Here is a 19,794-nt window from a genome sequence, read left to right on the forward strand (position 1 = left end):
GAGAATACGATATAAAAAAAGGAGCTTTAAAGCTCCCTTTTTATTTCTGTAAATCCATACGGAGCGTTTTACTCCACTGGCTTCATATTCGTATAAACATTTTGTACATCGTCGAAGTCTTCGAGCTTTTCAATCATCTTGTCGATTGTTTCACGTTGTTCGTCGGTTACGTCCTTGAGGTCGTTAGGAATACGGGTAAATTCGGCAGAAGTGATCTCAAAACCATTGTCTTCTAAGTGCTTTTGTATTTCGCCAAAGCTGGTAGGTTCGCCATAGATGGTGATTTCGTTTTCTTCTTCGTCTTGATCAAACTCGTCTTCTACACCATAGTCGATAAGGTCGAGGATGAGTTCTTCCATATCCAATCCGTCTTTCATCTTGAAGGTGAATACAGCCTTGTGGTCGAAAAGGAATGCCAACGAACCTTGTGTGCCGAGTGTTCCGTTGAACTTATTGAATACCGAGCGCACATCGCCCACGGTGCGGGTGGTGTTGTCGGTCAATGTGTCTACAAAGATTGCTATTCCGTGAGGGCCGTATCCTTCGTATGGCACTTCTTTGTAGTCGCTTGTGTCCTTACCCATTGCGTTCTTTATGGCACGCAGGATATTGTCTTTTGGCATATTCTCGCGCTTGCAAGTTGCGATAATAGCACGCAAACGTGGGTTGGTTTCGGGTTCAGGACCACCAGCCTTAACAGCAATAGCAATTTCCTTACCCAATTTTGTAAATGTACGAGCCATGTGGCCCCATCTTTTTAGCTTTGCAGCCTTACGATATTCAAATGCTCTTCCCATTGGAATTGTGTATTTAGCGGAGTTCTGCTCCGAGTTTTGTTGTTATGTTTTTAATTAATTTCTGCATTATGGCATCAATTGCCTTGTCGTTCAGGGTCTTTGTTTCGTCCTGAAGTATGAAGTTTACTGCGTAACTCTTCTTGCCTTCGGGGAGGTTTTTGCCCTCGTAAACGTCGAATAGTTCTACCTTTTTCAAGAGTTTCTTTTCGGTCTGGCGTGCTATCTCCTCTATTTGTGCAAAGGCTACGCTGCTATCGAGGAGGAGGGCAAGGTCGCGACTTACATTTGGATATTTTGAAATCTCTTGAAACGCTAACTTATTCTTGCGAATGGCCTTCATTATGGCTGTCCAGTTTAGGTCGGCATAGTAAACTGGTTGGGCAATGTCCATCTTCTTTAAGAGTTTGTGGCTCAAGATACCCATTTCTACCACTACTTTTCCTGCACGTGTTTTGAGTGCGAGTGCCTTGTCGAAGATGTTGTTATCCGATGTTTCGCTTACTAATGTGCCTTGTGCCAAGCCCAATCGGCGGAGAATATGCTCTACATAGGCTTTGAGTTCGTAGAAGCTTGTGTCCTCATCGGCGTGTGCCCACGACCCTTGTACTCGCTTACCTGTTACCCAGAGTGCGAGGTGATAGGTTTGGTTGTATGCCTTGATAGGACTTTCCTCTGTCCATTTCTCTTGTTCGTATTTGTAGGTATTGCCCACTTCAAAGAACTTTAGGTTTTGTGCCTTGCGGTTCACGTTGCGACGAATGCTTTCCAAACCCCCAAAAAGCAAGGTTTGACGCATCACGCCAAGGTCGCTCGATAGTGGGTTCATCACCTTTACGGTTTGTTCCCAAGGGTAAGCATTGAGTTCGGCACCCTCGTAATAAGACGAAGCCGTGAGCGAGTTGTTCAATATTTCATTAAATCCAGCACCCACAAGTTGCTCGCTAATGATGTCTTCCTTGTGATAGTTCTTGTCTGCCTCTTCAGCAATGGTGAGCGACGACTTGAGTTCGGTAGGGATTTCTACATTATTATATCCATAGATACGCAAAATGTCTTCCACTACGTCGCAAGGGCGTTGCACGTCTACACGATATGGAGGAACGATGAGGTCGATCCCTTCAGCGTCTTCTTTCACAATCTCCATTTCAAGACTTGTGGCAATGCTCTTGATGGTATCTGCTCCCAATTGTTTTCCTATCAAGCGGTCGCAATATTCATAGTTCAAGCGCACAGGGAAACCCTCCATCTTTGTAGGATATTCGTCACGGATTTCCATACTTACCTTACCGCCTGCCAACTCTTTGCAAAGAATAGCTGCTTGTTTCAACGCATAGATAGTGCCGTTAGGGTCGATACCACGTTCGAAACGGAAACTTGAATCGGTAGATAAGCCGTGACGGCGTGCGCTCTTGCGAATCCACGTTGGGTGGAAGTAAGCACTTTCTAATACCACGTCTTTTGTATTCTCGTATGTTCCGCTACCTTTTCCCCCGAATACACCAGCAATACACATTGGCTCTTCGGCATTACAGATAGCAAGGTCGTGTTCGCCTAAGGTGTGTTCTTCGCCATCAAGTGTAACAAATTTCTTTCCTTCGTTCTTATCTTTCACAACGATTTGCTTACCTGTTACCATCGCTGCATCGAAGCAGTGCATAGGTTGTCCGTAAGCCATCATTACATAATTGGTAATATCTACAATGTTATTGATAGGTCGAACGCCAATGACATTGAGCTTGTCTTTCAACCATTGTGGACTTTCTTTCACCTCACAATCGGTAATGCTCAAACAAGCATAGCGGCGGCAAGCCTCCGTATTCTCTATCTTCACATCAATGGTGAGGTCGTTATTGTCTACTGCGAACTTGTTGCAGTCAGGACGGTGCAACGATGTTTCATAACCATTCTGCTTCAACCACGCATAAAGGTCACGAGCTACACCATAATGGCTCAACGCATCGGCACGATTGGCCGTGATGTCTATCTCTACGATCCAGTCGCTATCTATCTGATAGTATTCAGCAGCGGGCATACCCACTTGTGCATCTTCAGGCAGAACAATAATACCGTCGTGGCTTGTTCCCACACCTATTTCGTCTTCTGCACAAATCATACCCAAGCTCTCTACGCCTCTCAGCTTGCTTTTCTTAATGGTAAAGCTATCCTCGCCATCGTACAACACACAACCTAAGTCGGCAACAATTACCTTCTGACCAGCAGCTACATTTGCCGCACCACATACTATCTGTTGTGGCTCGTCCTTACCCAGGTCTACCGTTGTTATGTGCAAATGGTCAGAGTTAGGGTGTGCTTCGCAAGTAAGCACCTTGCCCACATAAAGCCCCTTTAGTCCGCCACGGATAGTTTCCACTTCTTCCACGCTTCCTACTTCCAATCCCGTTGATGTTAGCGCAGCTGCCAACTCCTCTGGAGTAAGGTTGAAGTCCACGTATTCTTTAAGCCATTTGTATGAAATATTCATTTATTATAGATATTTTATTTATTCAAAGTTTGAGGCTACTCTATAAGTAACGTGCAAAATTACTAATTTTCATCTACATACGCAAATGATAAGGGGGCAATTTGGATATATAAGATTAGTGCAACGCTGCTAAATTCATACATTCTTTTAAATCAAATCGGTCGTCCGACCAGTCCGACCAGTCCGACCAGTCCGACCAGTCCGACAGGTCTAACGACCGATTTAGGTTAAGCCTTTGCACATAAGTCAAAGGTTTACTTATATGCTGCAACTTTTTTTTGCTATTTGTTTGCATAACTTTAAAAAGATGTTTAACTTTGCGAATATACTAATTCATTAAACAAAAAAATATGGACGAAACAATGCAATTTAATAACCCAGAAGTTGGAAATAATAGTTCAACTCCAATGCCTCCAAAGCCAGACAACTACTTGATTTTAGCAATACTTACAACTGCTTGTTGTTGTTTGCCAATCGGAATTTATGCCATAATTTTGGCAAATAGAGTAAATACTTACTACTTTGCAAAGCAATACGATTTAGCAGTACTGACAGCTCGTGAAGCAAAAAAATGGAGTATTATCGGAATTGTTGCAGGCATTGTTTTTATGTCGGCTTATTGGGGCATCTACGGCGTAGCAGTCTTCAGTATGCTCGACATTTTATGAAAAAATTGAAAAAGTTTGCTATTCTTGTTGGTATTCTAACAATAGGAGTGGGGTTATACTATTTTAACCCTACTCAATGTTGGTTTGCTCCAAAATGCCCTGTTAAATTACTAACGGGTTGGAGTTGTCCAGCTTGTGGAATGCAACGATTTATACATGCGCTTTTGCATGGAAATTTTAAAGAGGCAATTAATTACAATTATTATTTACTTTATGTTTTGCCTTATTTGTCATCCCTTTGCGGCATAGCAATGATGCCAGCGGGACCGAAAAAAGAAACTTTAGAAAAAATAGTGCAACATCGGTATGTTATTTGGACATACATTGTAACTTTTTTTATATGGTTTTTGATAAGAAATTTATGGCTGGATCTATAAAATTAGCTTTGTTAGATTTTGAGCTTATTTTTGAATAAAAAAGAAGCCAAAAGATAACAAAACGTATTTCATAAAAATTTAATGACTATATGCGGTGGTAATTTATAGAACCAGCCTTATATCATATATAAGCAATGGACGAAAACAAAATCGATCAATTATTAATGATTTATGGCGCCAAACTGCCCTTTGAATCAATAGAAATGGTGCGAGATTATTTAAGAACAACCGACCCTTCCAACATAAATTTGAAATTTACGATGATGAAGGACCCAACCCTATCAATTATTCTTTCTGTCTTACTCGGACAAATAGGGGTAGATAGAATTTATATTGGTGATACTCTTTATGGTATTTTGAAATTAATCACCTGTGGCGGATTTGGCATTTGGTGGATAGTAGACCTCTTCCTTATCATGGACGCAACAAAGCAAAAGAATTTGGAAGTGCTATTAGGAACCAATATGTATTGATAAAAACGCAAAAGCTAAGCTATTTGCGAAAATCCTAACATATAGCTAAAACGGCAATTTAGCCTGCAAGTTACAAAACGAAGTGCAACGGGTCTCAGCTTCCTGCTGAGATAGCAGCTCCGCCCAACTGCCACAGGCATCTGCCTGAACCACTACTACATCAATGGACACGGATCTCCCAGCCATGAGATGATCTGTGTCCATTTTATTTTCATACCATTGTCGAGGGGGACATAAACCCAAATCGGTCGTTAGCCCGCAAAGGCTTTTTAAAGGGTTTAGATGTGTCCGAAAGGAGCTCTCTATCCAAGACGATAGGACGGAATCCGACAATAGGATAGAAGTGACGTTGCTCAAAGGGACAGCTGAAAACAACTTTCCACACACCGTGAGGTGTAAAAGTACGAAACCGCTGTATGCCGAACGGCACGTACGGTGGTGTGGGAGGTAGGTAAATGTGAAAGTAGGAGGTAACTGCCTTTCATGAATAACATTTACCTCCTACCCGACTCTGCGTTTGCTTATTTATATTGGAAAGTCATAAACTTCGTATTGATAGGGCGTAAGTAGCCCTTTGTGTCAGATGATCGAGATGTGTAGTTTGAGAAATCTGCATAATCATAATATGCACCAGTCTTACCATCAATAACTCGCCCCTCTCTAAATGAAATTTCCTTAGCAGCATTTTTCGCTGTAAAATTACTTACAGGACCTACAAAATAACCCGCAGTAAAAGGACGATTCTTTGGGTCTGCTGATGCAGCATACGTTAAACCACTGAACGGTGCATTCTTCAATGTCATCGTGCGCGTAACTATGGTTTTTCCATAATTTCCGAACATACTCTCTGGATTTTTATCATCATCGTTATGTCCAATTTCTTTTAAAAGCTCTTCTGTTGTCTGATACATACCTTCATATAACTTCATAAACAAAGGACCTAAATAAATAGTTTTTACCTCCATTTGGTCCGTATCGTTATTAGTCTTAGAATAATAATATTTCATGAGGCAGAAATGTTTTGAGCCTTTTGTTTGGGCTTCATTTTCAAAGAAACGCAAAGCATATACATACTTGTTGTTCGGATATTCCGCATTTGTAGCAGCGTCGCCACCTGGGAAGCGTTGATACACACTGTAATATGGATAATTAGTGCCATCGCCAAAGGTTACACTTTCCTTTGCCTTAGCTTTATCATAAGTAGCAGAACCACCTTCTGACCAATCATACGAACCGTCATTAAAGTTCTTTGTATGCTCGTTATTTTGGTCGTTTGTTAAGAACATGCCTGTCCATTGTTCCTTAGTAGGAAGCTGCCAAGTGTTGTTTTTGCTTGCGCTATTCTGTGCAAAAGTTTTAGCCCAAGTACCATATTGGGCATAATCTTTAGTATTATTCTTACACCAGGTTGGCTTGTCGTTATTATAATCATAATTATAGAGATTATCTTGTGCCATTTGCTCTGCTGGCAGTACTTCACGCTGCTTAATTCTGATAGGGCATTTTATAAATGTACCCAATTTATTAGTGAAGTCGTCTTGCAACACCTTAGCCAACACCCAGTCCATATTAGGAGCTGCGGTCAAGCCTTTGGCTACCATATCGTCAAAGTTTGCATCGCTGGTGTAAACGTACTTATATGTGCTATTGTATGGAGCGCTTAATGGTTTTGCCTCGGTATTGTCAAGTTCAAGATAGAAACCTGTACGTGAAGGGATAGAACCCGCAGGTTTCATTACGTTGGTCCAAATCAGAATTGTGCGATAGGTATTATCGCTTTTATATTGCAAAGATTTTTCGGAATCTAATTTAAACGCATCTCCAAACTGCCAACTCCTTCTCATCCACTTTCCTGTTGCATCTTTTTTAGCTCCTGTTTCTTCTGAAACTTCATATGTCCACTTGAATGCTTCATATTTGTTATTGTCTAACTTAGGCAAGCCATTAGAGCTCAAGTCGTAAACAGAGCTGGTTGCCAATGTTGTAGATTGTAAAGAAAGGAGGTTTAGTGCTAAATTATATTTCGTATCATTCTTTACTAATACTTTCATCAACATTCCTTGCGCTTTGAAGTGGATATTGTCGATATTGCTAAAAGTTTTGGTATCGGTTACTGGTGCCAACTTTGTCCAAGTTGAAAGGAAAGGAATATGATAATTTTGCTGTGTATCAAGGTTGCTACTGGTTCCTTCGTCATTTGAATTAAACTCAGCTGCAAATCCCTTACATGTCATGGTCTTTTTCTGTTCATCAAAAGCACCGCCAATCATTCCGAGCATGTACCATTGGTCGCCAGGGTTAATCTTAATATCTTGATTTGTAGGGGTAAGCGTTATCTTACCATCACAGATAATCTTTATATTCTCTGTTAATTCTTGCGTTTTTTGTGCTGGGTCTTGCTTAAATATTACTTTACCATACATTTCTGTGCCATCTTCAAGAGCCTTTGTTGTAGGATTGTAGCGTTTAAAAACGCATGTAGCTTGAACTGTTTTCTCGTTATTGGCGTCTTCGTTAAGTGTGAAGAATGGAACTTTTTGTTTATATTGTAATTGTAAACCACGTGATGAAGGGTCGCCACTCGGCATTTCTTGCCCAGCAGTAGCTTCTAAATGCACATTCATTGTTATGGTTTTAGTTTGCTGTTGCTCTTGATTTGGGGTGTCAGCAACCAGCTCATCGCTGCTACAGCTACCAAAAGTAAAAGCTGCAAGTACAGCAGTAATGCCTATAAGCAATGTCTTTTTTGTTGTTTTCATTTGCTCTTTATGTTCTTTAATTTACTTTTTTTTAATGCGTTTACTTCTATTCAACTTTATTCTCCTTCAGCGAAATCGTCGTCTGGGTCTCCCACAACTCCTCCGTTGGTAAAGCCTTCTACGTCTCCATGCTTACTCCCTGCAAGTAAGTCATTTTCATGATTTACTAAAACAACAGTAGCTTTGGGTGCTACATACTCTTTTTTACTTACCATATTAATTTGTTTTTTGTTAAAAATATTTTTCTTTACCTCAATACCGCAGCACTATTATGAATTAAATATTTTAAGTGTCTGAGCAACAATAAGTTGCTTAGGGTTTATTATGTCAGAATTTTCACTTATCTTAGTGTTGCAAAATCAAACAAGCAAAAATCTGATGTGATATGGCAAAGTTACAAATTAAATCTGAATAACTCACTCATTTTGAGAATTATTTTCGGGTTATGGAGCAATTTTACTCTACGGTTCGATTTATCGAGTTCCGTATCGCGGTAAGGGTTGCTTGTGGAGCTCGATAAATCGAACCCCTACATTAAACCCAAATCGGACTCGTCCGACCCGTCCGACTTGTCGGACTTGTCTGACTTGTCGGACTTGTCTGACTTGTCTGACTTGTCGGACACGTCTGACACGTCCGACCCGTCCGACTGGTCCGACTGGGCTAACGACCGATTTGGGTTAAACGCCAGACGGGTTGTGGATATTTAGAACAATTCTGCCAAAGGCTACAACGTGTGAAAACGTATCCACAACTCATTGATAATAAAAGGCTCGCATACTCGTTCTAAAACATATATGTTTCACCACCCCAAACATATATGTTTTACCGTCTCAAAGTTGAACTTTGACAACACCAAACATCAACTTTTGGAAGCTAAAGGTATAACGATGATATGCCAAAGGGTAATGAGTGGAAATACAGAACAAAAAAAAGATGCACCCACAAGCGTGCATCTTTTTGTTTTGTTGAAGTATGAAATTTATGCTTCAGCTGGTGTTTCTTCAGCTTCCTGAGCTGGTGCTTCTGCTTCAGCAGCTGCTGCCTGAGCAGCTTCAGCCTCAGCTTGTGCAGCAGCCTTCTTTTCAGCTACTTTCTGAGCAATTGCTTCATTTGCCTTCTTTTCTGCTTCGAGTGCCTTTGCTGCATTAGCCTTCTTCTCATCAGCAGTCTTCTTTTCCAAAGCCTCTACAGCTGCTGTCTTACCGCTTTTCCAAGCGTCATACTTCTGCTGACAAGTTGCTTCGTCGAATGCGCCCTTCTTCACACCACCGCGGAGGTGCTTCATCATATACACACCTTCGCCCTTGAGCAAGTTGCGTACTGTGTCTGTAGGCTGAGCACCTGTCTCAACCCAGTAAAGGGCACGGTCGAAATTCAAATCTACTGTGGCAGGATTGGTGTTAGGATTGTAAGTACCAACCTTCTCAATAAATTTACCATCACGTGGTGCACGAACGTCAGCGATTACGATGCTATATACAGCATAGCCTTTACGACCACCGCGTTGCAATCTGATTTTTGTTGCCATAATTTTGTTTTTATATTTTAATTAGGTTTGAATTTAATGCTATTATCTCGTAATAGCGACTGCAAAATTACAACTTTCTTTTCTAACTACCAAACTATCTGAACATTATATCGCTTTCGATACGGATAAAAAACAAAAAAGGTGCACATTGCGTAGCAATATACACCTTATTTATCCCAAATCGGTCGTTAGACCAGTCCGACCAGTCCGACCAGTCGGACCAGTCTGACCGGTCTGACCAGTCCGACTATTCCGACTGGTCTAATGACCGATTTGGGTTTATATATATGTCTCTTATCTGTTTATTCCGTTTCAGTTGGCTTTGCTGGGGCTGCTTGTTGCACCCAGTTGATAGAAACGATGCGTTTGTCTTGCACCTTGGCTTGGATTGCAAATCGTTTAGACGACTTTCCGCCCTCGCGTTCTATTACCAATTGGGCAGGTATCTTTATGGTTTGCATCACCGACCCATCGTCCATCTTGTCGGTTGTGGCTGCTGTTGTGCTGCCCAAATGCCAATTGACGCTCTTTACATCGGCTTGGTAAAGTCGCTCACGCATATAGGTTGCTACATCTTTGGTGGTAGCTCCACTTGCTCCAAGAAAGCTGAATTGGGTTGCCACTACTGCGGCTATCTTTTCTGTACTCTTGGTGTTGATGCCTCGCAAGAAGTCGCGCACTAAGCTTTCGGCTACACGCTGTTCGTCGGGCGATGAGGTATTGTCTAACAACACCTTCAGTTTCTCGTCGGCTTCCTTATTGTGTACACCGTTAGGATATTTCTCTTTGTACCCCAAATACGATGCTTCGTTATCCAGTCGGGTGGCTTCTGCCCACGCCAATTCGTCTATTCGCTTTACTATTTCAGCCTTATGCACGGTTTTGGGATGACCTGCAAGATAGCTTTCGTAGGTAGTTATGTTGTTGGCTTTCAATACTTCTTCCCAGTCAGCGTTCTCTTGTTTCAGCTTCTGCACCTGTGCTTTCACGGCTCTCAGATGGGCTATTGGCGCATTGCTGTGGTCGTTAAGATAGGTGTTCATTACTTCTATATCGTTGCTACTCATTGCCGTTTCGTAGGCTTCGGCTTCGTTGCTTGTATTGCTTTTCTTATTGTAAAGGAATACAAAGAGTGCTGCCGTGAGGAGTGCCAATAGTACCGAGACAAGGAGCGGTAGGTGGTTGTTGTTCTTTTCTTTATCGGTTTCGGTAGGTGTGGGGTCTTGGGTTAGGGATTGTGCCACAAGCGGTTCGGCTACCACTTCTTGGGTTGTGGGCGCTTCTTCCGCAATGACTTGTTGGGGAGCAGTAGGGGGTGGGGTGGGGAAGGGTTCGGTATCTTTCTCCACTTCTATATTTTCGGTAGGCTGTGGGGTTGGCGTTTCCTCTATAATAAAATCCACAATCTGTCCTGTTGCTACCGTTGTTGACTCGTGATAGTCGGTCGTTTTAACTGCCTCTGTTTGCCGATCCTTAGGCGTTTCCTCTACTTTGGGTGCTTCGTTGTGTGACTCTTCTGTGCAATGGCAATTGGGACAAATAATATCTTCTTTAAGATATATTTCTCCACAATGCGAACACTTGGTGATGTGGCCTGCTATTTCTACTCCACAACTTGGGCATACAGGAGCTTTATCGCTCACTTGATGCCCACATTCAGGACACTTTATAATCATTGAATCTTATAATTTATTTAGTTTTTATTGTGTCTATTTCCTTTATTTACAGCACGTTTTACCGTTTCCGATTGTATCTTATTTCTCGCATACTGTGGCGTCCTATCAGTCTACTCTTGTCTACATAGCCTCGTACGCCATTAATGCTGCCCTTACCCGTGTACTGCCAAGCAAAGATGTCTCGACCATCGTTCAGTTGTGGTTCGCGTCCGTTGTATTGGGCAATGAATAGTTTGTAACCATCTAATGAACCTGAAAGGTGCTTGTTGTAGAAGTTGGTGTAGGTGTAAACCAAGGGGCGAACGCCGTATTCTTGGGTCATCAGCTCAAGAAAGGTGTTGAGACTATCGCGCAAAGCATAATCGCTTAGTCCCCCAGTGGTTTCTATATCTACCATCGGAATAAGGTCTTGGTCTTGTGGACGACATTGTGCACGGAAGTTTCTGAGTTGTTCTATCTGTGGGGTACGTGGTCGATAGAAGTGATACGACCCTACTTTCATTCTGTGGCGTTGTGCCGCCCGAATATTTTCGTAATAGCGTTTGTCTATAATGGTGCTACCCTCTGTGGCTTTAAGATAGACATAATAAAGTTTGTGATTGCTGTTTTCGGCTACCGTTTCCCACCACACATCGCCTTGGTAATGGCTCATATCAAGGCCGTGTATGTGATTGCACGTATCTTCACACTGAATACTATATTGCGCTTTCGCTGAACTTACGAAAGCTATACACAAATATAAAAATATAATCCACTTCTTTATCATATCTTGCAAAGATACAATTAATAATCCATATATGGAAAAGATAGATTTTTATTTAGCCAAATTTAAGGTGGGTTTTATTCATGATCACTGATAAACCCAAATCGGTCGTCGGACTTGTCGGACCAGTCTGACCAGTCTGACCAGTCGGACCAGTCAGACAAGTCGGACCAGTCGGACCAGTCTGACTATTTCAGCAATGCTGCACCCATACTCTTGGCAGCCTTTCGACCGTCACCCATTGCAAGAACAACGGTAGCAGGTCCGTGAACGATATCGCCACCTGCATAGATTTCAGGGTTAGAACTTTGCATTTCTTCGTTTACAACGATGGTGTCTTTCCAACCTAATTCAAGTCCTTCTATCGACTTAGGTACAAGCGAGTTAGGTAATACACCTACTGCCACAATGGCTTGGTCGCACACCAACTCGATAGTCTTTCCTGTTTTCTTAGGCGAACGGCGTCCGCTCTCGTCTGGTTCGCCAAGTTCCATCACGTCAAGGATAACACCCTTTACCTTGCCTTCTTCATCGGTGAGGTACTCTTTTGGATTGTGCAAGGTGAGGAAATTGATGCCTTCTTCTTTTGCTTCACGTATTTCTACCTGACCAGCTGGCATTTCTTCTTCCGAACGACGATATACTACCGTAACCTCTGCACCCAAGCGTTTCGCTGTTCGGCACGAGTCCATGGCTGTGTTACCACCACCAATGATGATGACTTTCTTGCCTAAGAAGATTGGCGTTTCGCTTTCTGGATTGGCTGCGTCCATCAAGTTGAGGCGTGTAAGATATTCGTTGCTCGACATAATATTGATAGCGTTCTCACCAGGGATACCCATAAAGTTTGGCACACCTGCACCCGAACCTACGAAAAAGCCCTTGAAACCATTTGCACGCAACTCGTCTATGGTAACTGTTTTGCCAACAATAATGTCGGTTTGGAAATGAACGCCTGCACGTCTGAGGTTTTCTATTTCTACATCAACAATGCGGTTAGGCAAGCGGAATTCGGGAATACCATATTTCAAAACACCACCCAACTCATGCAAAGCTTCGAATACATAAACATCAAAGCCTTGTTTTGCCATATCGCCCGCAAAGCTCAATCCTGCAGGGCCTGACCCCACAACAGCTACCTTAATGCCATTGGCAGGTGCAACCTCGATAGGTGTAATATTGCCGCTCTCTCTTTCATAGTCGGCAATAAAACGTTCCAAGTTGCCAATTGCTACTGCTTCGCTCTTCATCTTCAAGTGAATACAGCTGCCCTCGCATTGTTTTTCTTGTGGACAAACACGACCACAGATAGCAGGGAGCGAAGATGTAGATTTCAAAACTTTAGCCGCATTGAGTATATCGCCACGTTCTATATTCTTAATAAAGCTTGGAATGTCGTTATGAACAGGACAACCTTGCACACAAGTAGGCTTAGCACAGTCTAAACAGCGATGTGCTTCGTTGATAGCCATATCCAATGTTAACCCCTTACTTACTTCCTCCATACGTGTTGTAGCACGATAGGTAGGGTCGAGCATTGGCATTTCTACACGCTTAATTGCAGTGCGCTCTTTGGGTTTCATAGCCTTGCGCAATGCTTGACGCCACTCCGCATCTCTGTCGGTTATCATTTCGAGGGTTTCCTCGTTGTGGGTAATGCCTTCAAAGGCTGCGCTATCGGTTTTGTTTTCTTTGTTCAGCAGACCTATATCTTGGCGTTTTACACCCTTAGAAACCTGTGTTCGCTTGATCACTTCGTCCCAGTTTACTGCATTGCCATCAAATTCTGGGCCATCAATACATACAAATTTAGTGCGTTCGCCCACAGTGATACGACACGCTCCGCACATACCTGCACCGTCTAACATAATGGTATTGAGGTAGATGCTATTCGCTATATTGCGTTCTTTAGCAAGGGTAGACACAGCTTGCATCATCTTTGGTGAACCAAAAACATAGACTTTGTCCACTTGTTCACGACCCATTACTTGCGCTACACCCATCACAGCTGCGCCTGCATTGCCCATTGAGCCATCTTCGGTCATAACGATAACCTCGTCAGCAACAGCCTTAGCCTCATCAGCCATAATGATTTGTTCCTTTGTAGCTCCCGAAAGCACTGCAACGACCTTGTTTCCAACTGCTTTTAATGCTTCCATAACAGGCAGCAAGGCTGCATTGCCAAGGGTTTCGCCTGCACAAACTACGGTACCAAAGTTTTCTATCTTAGAAGGAGAACCCAATGGTCCAACGATGTCGGCTACATTGTCGTTTTCAGAAAGTTGACTTAGCTTAGTTGAAGATACGCTGTTGGCTTGCAGAATAATAGATATTGATCCACGTGACGGGTCTACCTTTGTAATGTTATAAGGCATACGTGCACTCTTTTCGTCTACACGAATAATTACAAAGTTGCCAGCTCTGCAACTGCGTGCAATCTGTGGTGCTTCTACTTCTAAGCAATACACATCGTTTGCGAATTGCTCTTTGCGGAGAATCTTGTTCATGTCTTATTAGGTTAAAAATGATTTAAATCGTTTTTGTAATTTTGTTTTATAGAACCAGCCTATAAGGTCTCGGGGCACTCCTTTTCCCCATAATATCAGATTGTAGTGATTGGAAAAGAGAAGCGCAAATCCCACCTTATATATATATTAGCGCACGTTTACGCTTCTCTTTTATGTTTTTAGGTTATATGTTGTCTTAGAAATTCTTATCGTCAAGCATATCGAAACCACAATAAGGAACGAGTGCTTTTGGCACACGGATACCCTCAGGAGTTTGATAGTTCTCGATGATAGCTGCCACGATACGAGGCAAAGCCAATGCCGAACCATTCAGCGTATGGCAAAGTTCTATCTTCTTATCCTCTGCCTTGCGATAACGACAGTGCAAGCGATTGGCCTGATAGCTCTCAAAGTTGGAAACCGAACTTACCTCCAACCAGCGTTCTTGGGCTGCACTCCACACCTCAAAGTCGTAACAAATGGCTGATGTGAAACTCATATCGCCACCACAAAGACGAAGAATGTGGTAAGGCAACTCCAACTTCTGAAGCAAGCCCTCTACGTGGGTGAGCATCTCATTGAGCGACTCGTACGAGTGTTGTGGCGTGTCGATACGCACAATTTCTACCTTATCAAATTGGTGCAAGCGGTTCAAACCACGTACATCCTTACCATAACTACCTGCTTCACGGCGGAAACAAGACGAGTAAGCACAACGCTTGATAGGCAAGTCTTTCTCGTCAAGAATTTCATCACGGAAGATATTGGTTACAGGAACCTCAGCAGTAGGAATTAAGTAGAGGTCGTCTGTCTGTGCGTGATACATCTGTCCTTCCTTGTCGGGCAACTGTCCTGTGCCTAAGCCTGATGCCTGATTGACAAGCAATGGAGGTTGTACTTCTAAGTAGCCGCTCTTGCGCGCTTCTTCCAAGAAGAATGCTTCCAATGCACGCTGAAGACGAGCCATCTTGCCAATATAGATTGGGAAGCCTGCACCCGTTACTTTCACACCAAGATCGAAGTCTACGAGGTTGTACTTCTTACACAAATCCCAATGGCAAAGCACTTCGCCCTCCAAAGAAGGCATCTCTCCACCCTCTTTTACGATAACATTGTCGCTTGCGTCACGACCTTCAGGCACGTCAGCATTAGCAATATTAGGAATGGTGAGCAACACTTCGGTCATATCCTGTTGTGCCTTATCCATTTCCTCTTGCAAGGTTTTGTCGGCTTGCTTTAGCTCTGCCACCTTGTTTTTTATGTCGTTAGCCTCGTCTTTCTTGCCTTCTTTCATCAAGCCACCTATCTGCTTGGCAAGTAGGTTTTGCTGCTGCTTGTTGCTATCCAACTTCTGTTGGCATTCACGACGCTGCTTGTCGAATTCTAAAACTTTGTCAATAGCCTCTTTCGCACCTGCAAAGTGCTTCTTCTCGAGACCTTTTATTACACGTTCCGTTTCTTCGTTGATAAGCTTTAATGTAAGCATATACTCTTAAAGGTTTAATGTTCTTATTTGGTCAACAAAGTTACAAAAAATTATTCTATCAGCATTGGAAATCAGCCATTAATCTATAATTTACGAACAGATTGTTTGAGAAATGGCTCATTTCATCGAATATTGTACAGAAAGAAAAACATAAGGGTGGCTATTTGCAATGTGTGCATAGCGTTTCAAGACCTTAGCGGTTAGAAAGAAAAGATAAGCACAAATAGCAGCAGAACCTTAGGCTTCAAAAAAGACAATGGGTGAGAACAAGCCTTTTGCTTGCTCCCACCCATAGGGGTATCTAAAATATTTTCTTATGCTACGTTTTTAGAAGGTATAGCCCAATGTTAACAACAATTGACCTTGATTGTTTTCAATCTTGGTTGCACCTGTGGTGTTGCTGAAAGGTATTTCCACATCCTTTTGGGTCTTCTTGTCCTTCATTGTTACCGAGCCTACCATATTAGAGAATGGGTAGAAATCGCCCTTTTGCGCTGAGTATTGGTAAGCCAAGTCGACAGAGAAATGCTTTACCTTATAACCTACACCGAGGGTAAACCTATTGATTGCGTCCCAATTGGTGAAATCGGTAGTTGACGAATAATAAGTACCTGGTGAGAAAATAGTTGGGTCTTTTTGGCGATCCTTGTTATACTTTCCGCTTACATAGTTGTAACCTGCACGCAACGAAAGGTTCTTAACAGGCTTGTATTCTGCACCTATCTTGAGTGTGCTTACACCTTTCAATGTGTTCTTGGTGTGATTGTTCATATTCACATCAGGACTTGTCGATTCGTATGTGCTGCCTGTGTAGTAGTCTACTTCCACACCATCGTTGATGCGCGTATTGATAGTGCTGTGGTCTTCGTACTCGTACGTCAAACCGAAAGCAAGGTAATTGCCAACCGTGTGACCCAACGAGAAGCCAAAACGCCAAGGTGTCCAAATCTTAAAGTCGTATGCTTCAGCCGCTTTCGCACGCTTTGAAGAGCCACCCACAGTAGTACCATTCTCAAGATAAGTTGCATTCTCTGTGCGAAGGTCGTACCAAGTAGGCGACTTCACATAAGCACCCAAACGGAATGGAGACTCAGCTATGGGGCGAACAATAACGCCTGCTGTAACATCAAAACCTGTACCTGTAATGCAACGCTCGTCAGCCACATCTATAAAGCCTCGATTATTGGCTAATGCCTCCTTGTACGATGTGGTTCTATCATAGTGTACATCCTTCATTCCAAAGGTCAAGCCAAGGAATACACGCTCGTCAATATTGGTACTAAAACTGAAGTCGTAATTGGCAATATAACCCGTGTTGGCACGAAGCATATCGAACGAACTTGCTGGGTAATCGTATAGTCGGCCGCCCTCCTTTGCATCAGGCAGTACCGATGTGCGGTAAAGGTGGTCTATCTGACTGTATGTAGGGTCGTTTTTCTCAAAACCGCTGCCCAACAGAGCCTTGATATACGACTGACTATTCTGCGAACTTGAAGTATTGGCATTTGATGCTTCAAAATTGCCTGCTGCACTAAGCACATAATTAAAGTTTCTACCTTTGCTATAGTTGAAACCGAAGTTTAATGGTATGCCGTTCATCTTAGGCCTATACACAAAGCCTATTTGGTCGAAACTTGCGTTGGTCTTACTGCCATTAGCAAAATTACGTCCGTTGCTTTGCATCAGCAGACTACCAGTAGCAAAGATAGAGCTGTGTCTATTCAGACCTAAACCTGCAGGGTTTGAACCGATAGTAGAAATATCTGCGCCGAGGGCTTCCAAAGCTCCACCCATACCCACATATCGAGCCGTACCATTAAGGTCGTGGTCGGTAAGTCGAGCATTTTCGTAAGTTTCTTGTGCTGCTGCTGGCAGAGAAAGCAAGGTCGCTACCAGCAAATAATATTGCATCTTCATAATTATAAAATTTATTTAGACGTTATGAATTTCCGATAATTGTGTATGCTTTGGGGCTTATCTGTGTCCGCCAAAGCCACCACTGCCGCCCGAACGTGAACCGCCAAAGCTGCCACCTGATGGACGTGAGCCACCAAACGAGCCTGAACCAAACGAACGTGGAGTAGTATTCATACGTGGTGTATTGAAGTCGTTGTAGCGTTGATTAAATCTATTGTTATACGAACGGTTGCGATTGTCAATGCGCACATCACGGCGATTGAGATTGCCAAAGCTATTTGTATTTCTACGTTGGTTATAGTAGCCACTGCCACGATTGATTACTGCACCTCTGTGTCCACCAAACTGATTTGGCGAATAGCTGCCGCTGCCAGCCCAGTGGTTTTGTGTGCCCGTGCGTCCGCTGTAATAACCATAGCGAGGCGCCCAATAGTATCCATAGTAAGGACGGCTGTAATAGAAGCTGTCGTAATAGTATGGATAGCCGTAATAGCCATAGTAGTGCCAAGGGCGGCGATAGCCATAATAGCCGTAGTATCCGCCATAGCCATAATACCAAGGGTCGTAGAAGTCGTCAAACCAAGGGTCGTAGAAGCCCATTCTATAATAATAAGGTGAAGGATAACACCAAGAGCCGTAATAGCCATAACCATAAAAACCATCAAAACGGCTCATTCGGCGACTAAATCTGTAATCGTCCATATCGTTATAGTAGTAGCTGTCAGCCATATACACCGTATCTATACCAAACGAGCCATCGTAGGTGCGGAAACGAATAATGTCGTTGCCCAATGAATCGCTACCAATACGCTTGTATGTGCCTGGTACACGATAGCGACGATTGTAATCGTTTTCCGACTTATTGATACCTCCATAATAAGTAGGCGATTCGGCTACATCGTCGCCAACATTCTTTTCTACCTTAGGAGAAGGTGTAAAATACAAATCATCGTCTTGTGCTAAGAGCGATGTTGGCAGTACACCCAATAAGATTGCAAATAAAATAAATCTTTTCATATTGTTACCTCCAATTGTTTTTTTTATGTATTGTTTTTGTGCTATTGCATCATTTGCTTATCCGTCTGTGCTGTGGATTTAGTTGACTGAACATTAGGAATCTGCTTACCCCAACCGCTTCATTCAAGTTTGTCCCCTCACGTCTAAGGTGCAACAAGTCATTCAAGTTTGTCCCCCCACGTCTAAGGTGCAACAAGTCATTCAAGTTTGTCCCCCCTCACGTCTAAGGTGCAACAAGTCATTCAAGTTTGTCCCCCCTCACGTCTAAGGTGCAACAAGGCTGTTAAGTTTGTCCCCTCACGTCTAAGGAGCAACAAGTCTGTTTTTACTTTCCTCCACCTCGTACCAAAATATGTGTTTTGTATTATTGTGCAGTTAGTGAAGTTTTTGCATTATGATGCAAATATAATAATACTCTTTCTGCAAAAGTACGGATTTTCCCTAACTTAGAATAGGATTTCCCTATTTTTTTGCAGAAAATAAGTAGCTTTAACCCAAATCGGTCGTCGGACTTGTCGGACCAGTCAGACCCGTCCGACTGGTCCGACTGGTCCGACTGGTCCGACTGGTCTGACTGGTCTGACTGGTCCGACTGGTCCGACAAGTCTAACGACCGATTTGGGTTAAAAAAAGTTGTTGTAAGTTGATGATTATCCAATTATAATTATTAAATTTGCATTAAACGCAATGAAAAAGAGAAAATGGAAGACTTAAATCGCATAAAAGTAGTGTTAGTAGAGAAAAAAAGAACCAATAAATGGTTGGCAGAGCAGTTAGGAAAAGATCCTGTGTCTTTTCCTGAAAAAAGTTGACTCTAAAAAGTCAACATAATGTTTAAGTACAACTGTACAAAGCGTAACCTTTATTATAATAAAGTTATTGCTTTACATTTCGAAAAAGGCTACGGTCATTCACATATAGCCAAACTTATTCCTGTAAGTGAGAAAACAATCTCACGTTGGATTTGTATCTTTGCAGAGGAGAATCAGCTAAGACAATCAATGAAAGAAAAAAAATCATCAGCCCGTATATCAGGCTCAGCGTCCTCAGAAAACTCAGAGGATCTGTTATCTCTTCGTCGTGAGCTTAAAGCGTTAAAGGAGGAACTTGCAGCAGCATCATTACGTGCTGATGCTTATGACGAGATGATTAATGTTGCAGAAAAGCAATTTAATATCTCTATCCGAAAAAAACTGGCGCCAAACGGTGAAGAACCTGCATGACAAGTCCTCTCGTCTCTATCCAGTCGAGAGACCTTGTCAGCTGTTTGGCGTAACTATGGTCTGCTAATTTATTTCTTTCATACAACCTTGTGGTGTGGGTAATCTCCTTCCCCAGATA

At 42.6% G+C, this 19,794-nt stretch carries 18 protein-coding genes and 1 pseudogene; 7 read left to right on the forward strand and 12 right to left on the reverse strand.

Annotation, left to right across the window (positions count from 1 at the left end; genetic code table 11):
• Positions 1-68: 68 nt before the first annotated feature.
• The 3 genes from CZ367_RS13495 to CZ367_RS15640 all read right to left on the reverse strand — a co-directional run bounded on the left by CZ367_RS13495 (position 69) and on the right by CZ367_RS15640 (position 3,550).
• Entirely contained in the window at positions 69-797 is a 729-nt protein-coding gene (locus CZ367_RS13495; protein ID WP_077197279.1) for a YebC/PmpR family DNA-binding transcriptional regulator, read from the reverse strand.
• Positions 798-810: 13 nt separating this feature from the next.
• The gene (pheT, locus tag CZ367_RS13500; RefSeq protein WP_077197280.1) at positions 811-3,279 is read right to left on the reverse strand and encodes a phenylalanine--tRNA ligase subunit beta; all 2,469 of its coding nucleotides are present in this window, start codon (positions 3,277-3,279) and stop codon (positions 811-813) included.
• 115 nt (positions 3,280-3,394) lie between these two features.
• Positions 3,395-3,550, reverse strand: coding sequence for a hypothetical protein (locus CZ367_RS15640; protein WP_154669346.1), 156 nt, complete (start codon positions 3,548-3,550; stop codon positions 3,395-3,397).
• A gap of 79 nt (positions 3,551-3,629) precedes the next feature.
• Between CZ367_RS15640 and CZ367_RS13505 the strand changes: the two genes are divergently transcribed.
• The 3 genes from CZ367_RS13505 (at position 3,630) to CZ367_RS13515 (ending at position 4,797) form a co-directional block, all read left to right on the forward strand.
• Positions 3,630-3,947: a CD225/dispanin family protein gene (locus tag CZ367_RS13505; RefSeq protein WP_084793530.1), complete on the forward strand. Its 318-nt coding sequence runs from the start codon at positions 3,630-3,632 to the stop codon at positions 3,945-3,947.
• On the forward strand, positions 3,944-4,324 hold the full coding sequence (locus CZ367_RS13510; protein WP_077197281.1) for a DUF2752 domain-containing protein: 381 nt from the start codon (positions 3,944-3,946) through the stop codon (positions 4,322-4,324). Before CZ367_RS13505 ends, CZ367_RS13510 begins: the two co-directional genes overlap by 4 nt.
• Before the next feature lie 134 nt (positions 4,325-4,458).
• Positions 4,459-4,797, forward strand: a complete 339-nt coding sequence (locus CZ367_RS13515; protein WP_077197282.1) for a TM2 domain-containing protein — start codon at positions 4,459-4,461, stop codon at positions 4,795-4,797.
• A gap of 521 nt (positions 4,798-5,318) precedes the next feature.
• Here CZ367_RS13515 and CZ367_RS13525 read toward each other — a convergent pair.
• The gene (locus CZ367_RS13525; RefSeq protein WP_077197284.1) at positions 5,319-7,556 is read right to left on the reverse strand and encodes a hypothetical protein; all 2,238 of its coding nucleotides are present in this window, start codon (positions 7,554-7,556) and stop codon (positions 5,319-5,321) included.
• Between the two features lie 56 nt (positions 7,557-7,612).
• Positions 7,613-7,771: a hypothetical protein gene (locus tag CZ367_RS15645; protein WP_154669347.1), complete on the reverse strand. Its 159-nt coding sequence runs from the start codon at positions 7,769-7,771 to the stop codon at positions 7,613-7,615.
• A 285-nt stretch (positions 7,772-8,056) separates the two neighbouring features.
• Between CZ367_RS15645 and CZ367_RS15280 the strand changes: the two genes are divergently transcribed.
• Complete coding sequence (locus CZ367_RS15280) at positions 8,057-8,266, forward strand: hypothetical protein (RefSeq protein WP_237581755.1); 210 nt, start codon at positions 8,057-8,059, stop codon at positions 8,264-8,266.
• 272 nt (positions 8,267-8,538) lie between these two features.
• Here the strand turns inward: CZ367_RS15280 and CZ367_RS13530 are convergent, their stop codons facing one another.
• The 7 genes from CZ367_RS13530 to CZ367_RS13560 all read right to left on the reverse strand — a co-directional run bounded on the left by CZ367_RS13530 (position 8,539) and on the right by CZ367_RS13560 (position 18,453).
• Positions 8,539-9,087, reverse strand: coding sequence for a 30S ribosomal protein S16 (locus tag CZ367_RS13530; protein WP_077197285.1), 549 nt, complete (start codon positions 9,085-9,087; stop codon positions 8,539-8,541).
• Between the two features lie 302 nt (positions 9,088-9,389).
• The gene (locus CZ367_RS13535; RefSeq protein WP_077197286.1) at positions 9,390-10,763 is read right to left on the reverse strand and encodes a zinc ribbon domain-containing protein; all 1,374 of its coding nucleotides are present in this window, start codon (positions 10,761-10,763) and stop codon (positions 9,390-9,392) included.
• Between the two features lie 58 nt (positions 10,764-10,821).
• On the reverse strand, positions 10,822-11,529 hold the full coding sequence (locus CZ367_RS13540) for a glycoside hydrolase family 25 protein (RefSeq protein WP_077197287.1): 708 nt from the start codon (positions 11,527-11,529) through the stop codon (positions 10,822-10,824).
• Between the two features lie 185 nt (positions 11,530-11,714).
• Positions 11,715-14,033 (reverse strand): bifunctional dihydroorotate dehydrogenase B NAD binding subunit/NADPH-dependent glutamate synthase, encoded by a 2,319-nt coding sequence (locus CZ367_RS13545; protein ID WP_077197288.1) that lies wholly within the window; start codon positions 14,031-14,033, stop codon positions 11,715-11,717.
• A gap of 196 nt (positions 14,034-14,229) precedes the next feature.
• Entirely contained in the window at positions 14,230-15,519 is a 1,290-nt protein-coding gene (gene serS, locus CZ367_RS13550) for a serine--tRNA ligase (protein ID WP_077197289.1), read from the reverse strand.
• 327 nt (positions 15,520-15,846) lie between these two features.
• A complete protein-coding gene (locus CZ367_RS13555) occupies positions 15,847-17,436 on the reverse strand; it encodes an OmpP1/FadL family transporter (protein WP_077197290.1) in 1,590 nt (529 codons plus the stop codon).
• A 57-nt stretch (positions 17,437-17,493) separates the two neighbouring features.
• The gene (locus tag CZ367_RS13560; protein ID WP_077197291.1) at positions 17,494-18,453 is read right to left on the reverse strand and encodes a hypothetical protein; all 960 of its coding nucleotides are present in this window, start codon (positions 18,451-18,453) and stop codon (positions 17,494-17,496) included.
• Between the two features lie 470 nt (positions 18,454-18,923).
• On the opposite strand from CZ367_RS13560, the gene CZ367_RS16005 reads away from it, so the two are divergent.
• The 3 genes and pseudogenes from CZ367_RS16005 (at position 18,924) to CZ367_RS13570 (ending at position 19,676) form a co-directional block, all read left to right on the forward strand.
• Positions 18,924-19,100, forward strand: a complete 177-nt coding sequence (locus tag CZ367_RS16005; RefSeq protein ID WP_154669348.1) for a hypothetical protein — start codon at positions 18,924-18,926, stop codon at positions 19,098-19,100.
• 54 nt (positions 19,101-19,154) lie between these two features.
• A pseudogene (locus CZ367_RS13565) lies at positions 19,155-19,247 on the forward strand (helix-turn-helix transcriptional regulator); the annotation flags it as partial.
• Between the two features lie 36 nt (positions 19,248-19,283).
• On the forward strand, positions 19,284-19,676 hold the full coding sequence (locus tag CZ367_RS13570; RefSeq protein WP_077197292.1) for a hypothetical protein: 393 nt from the start codon (positions 19,284-19,286) through the stop codon (positions 19,674-19,676).
• Positions 19,677-19,794 lie beyond the last annotated feature (118 nt).

Origin of the sequence: Prevotella ihumii (assembly GCF_900155655.1) — a bacterium.
GTDB classification, from domain to species: Bacteria; Bacteroidota; Bacteroidia; order Bacteroidales; family Bacteroidaceae; genus Prevotella; species Prevotella ihumii.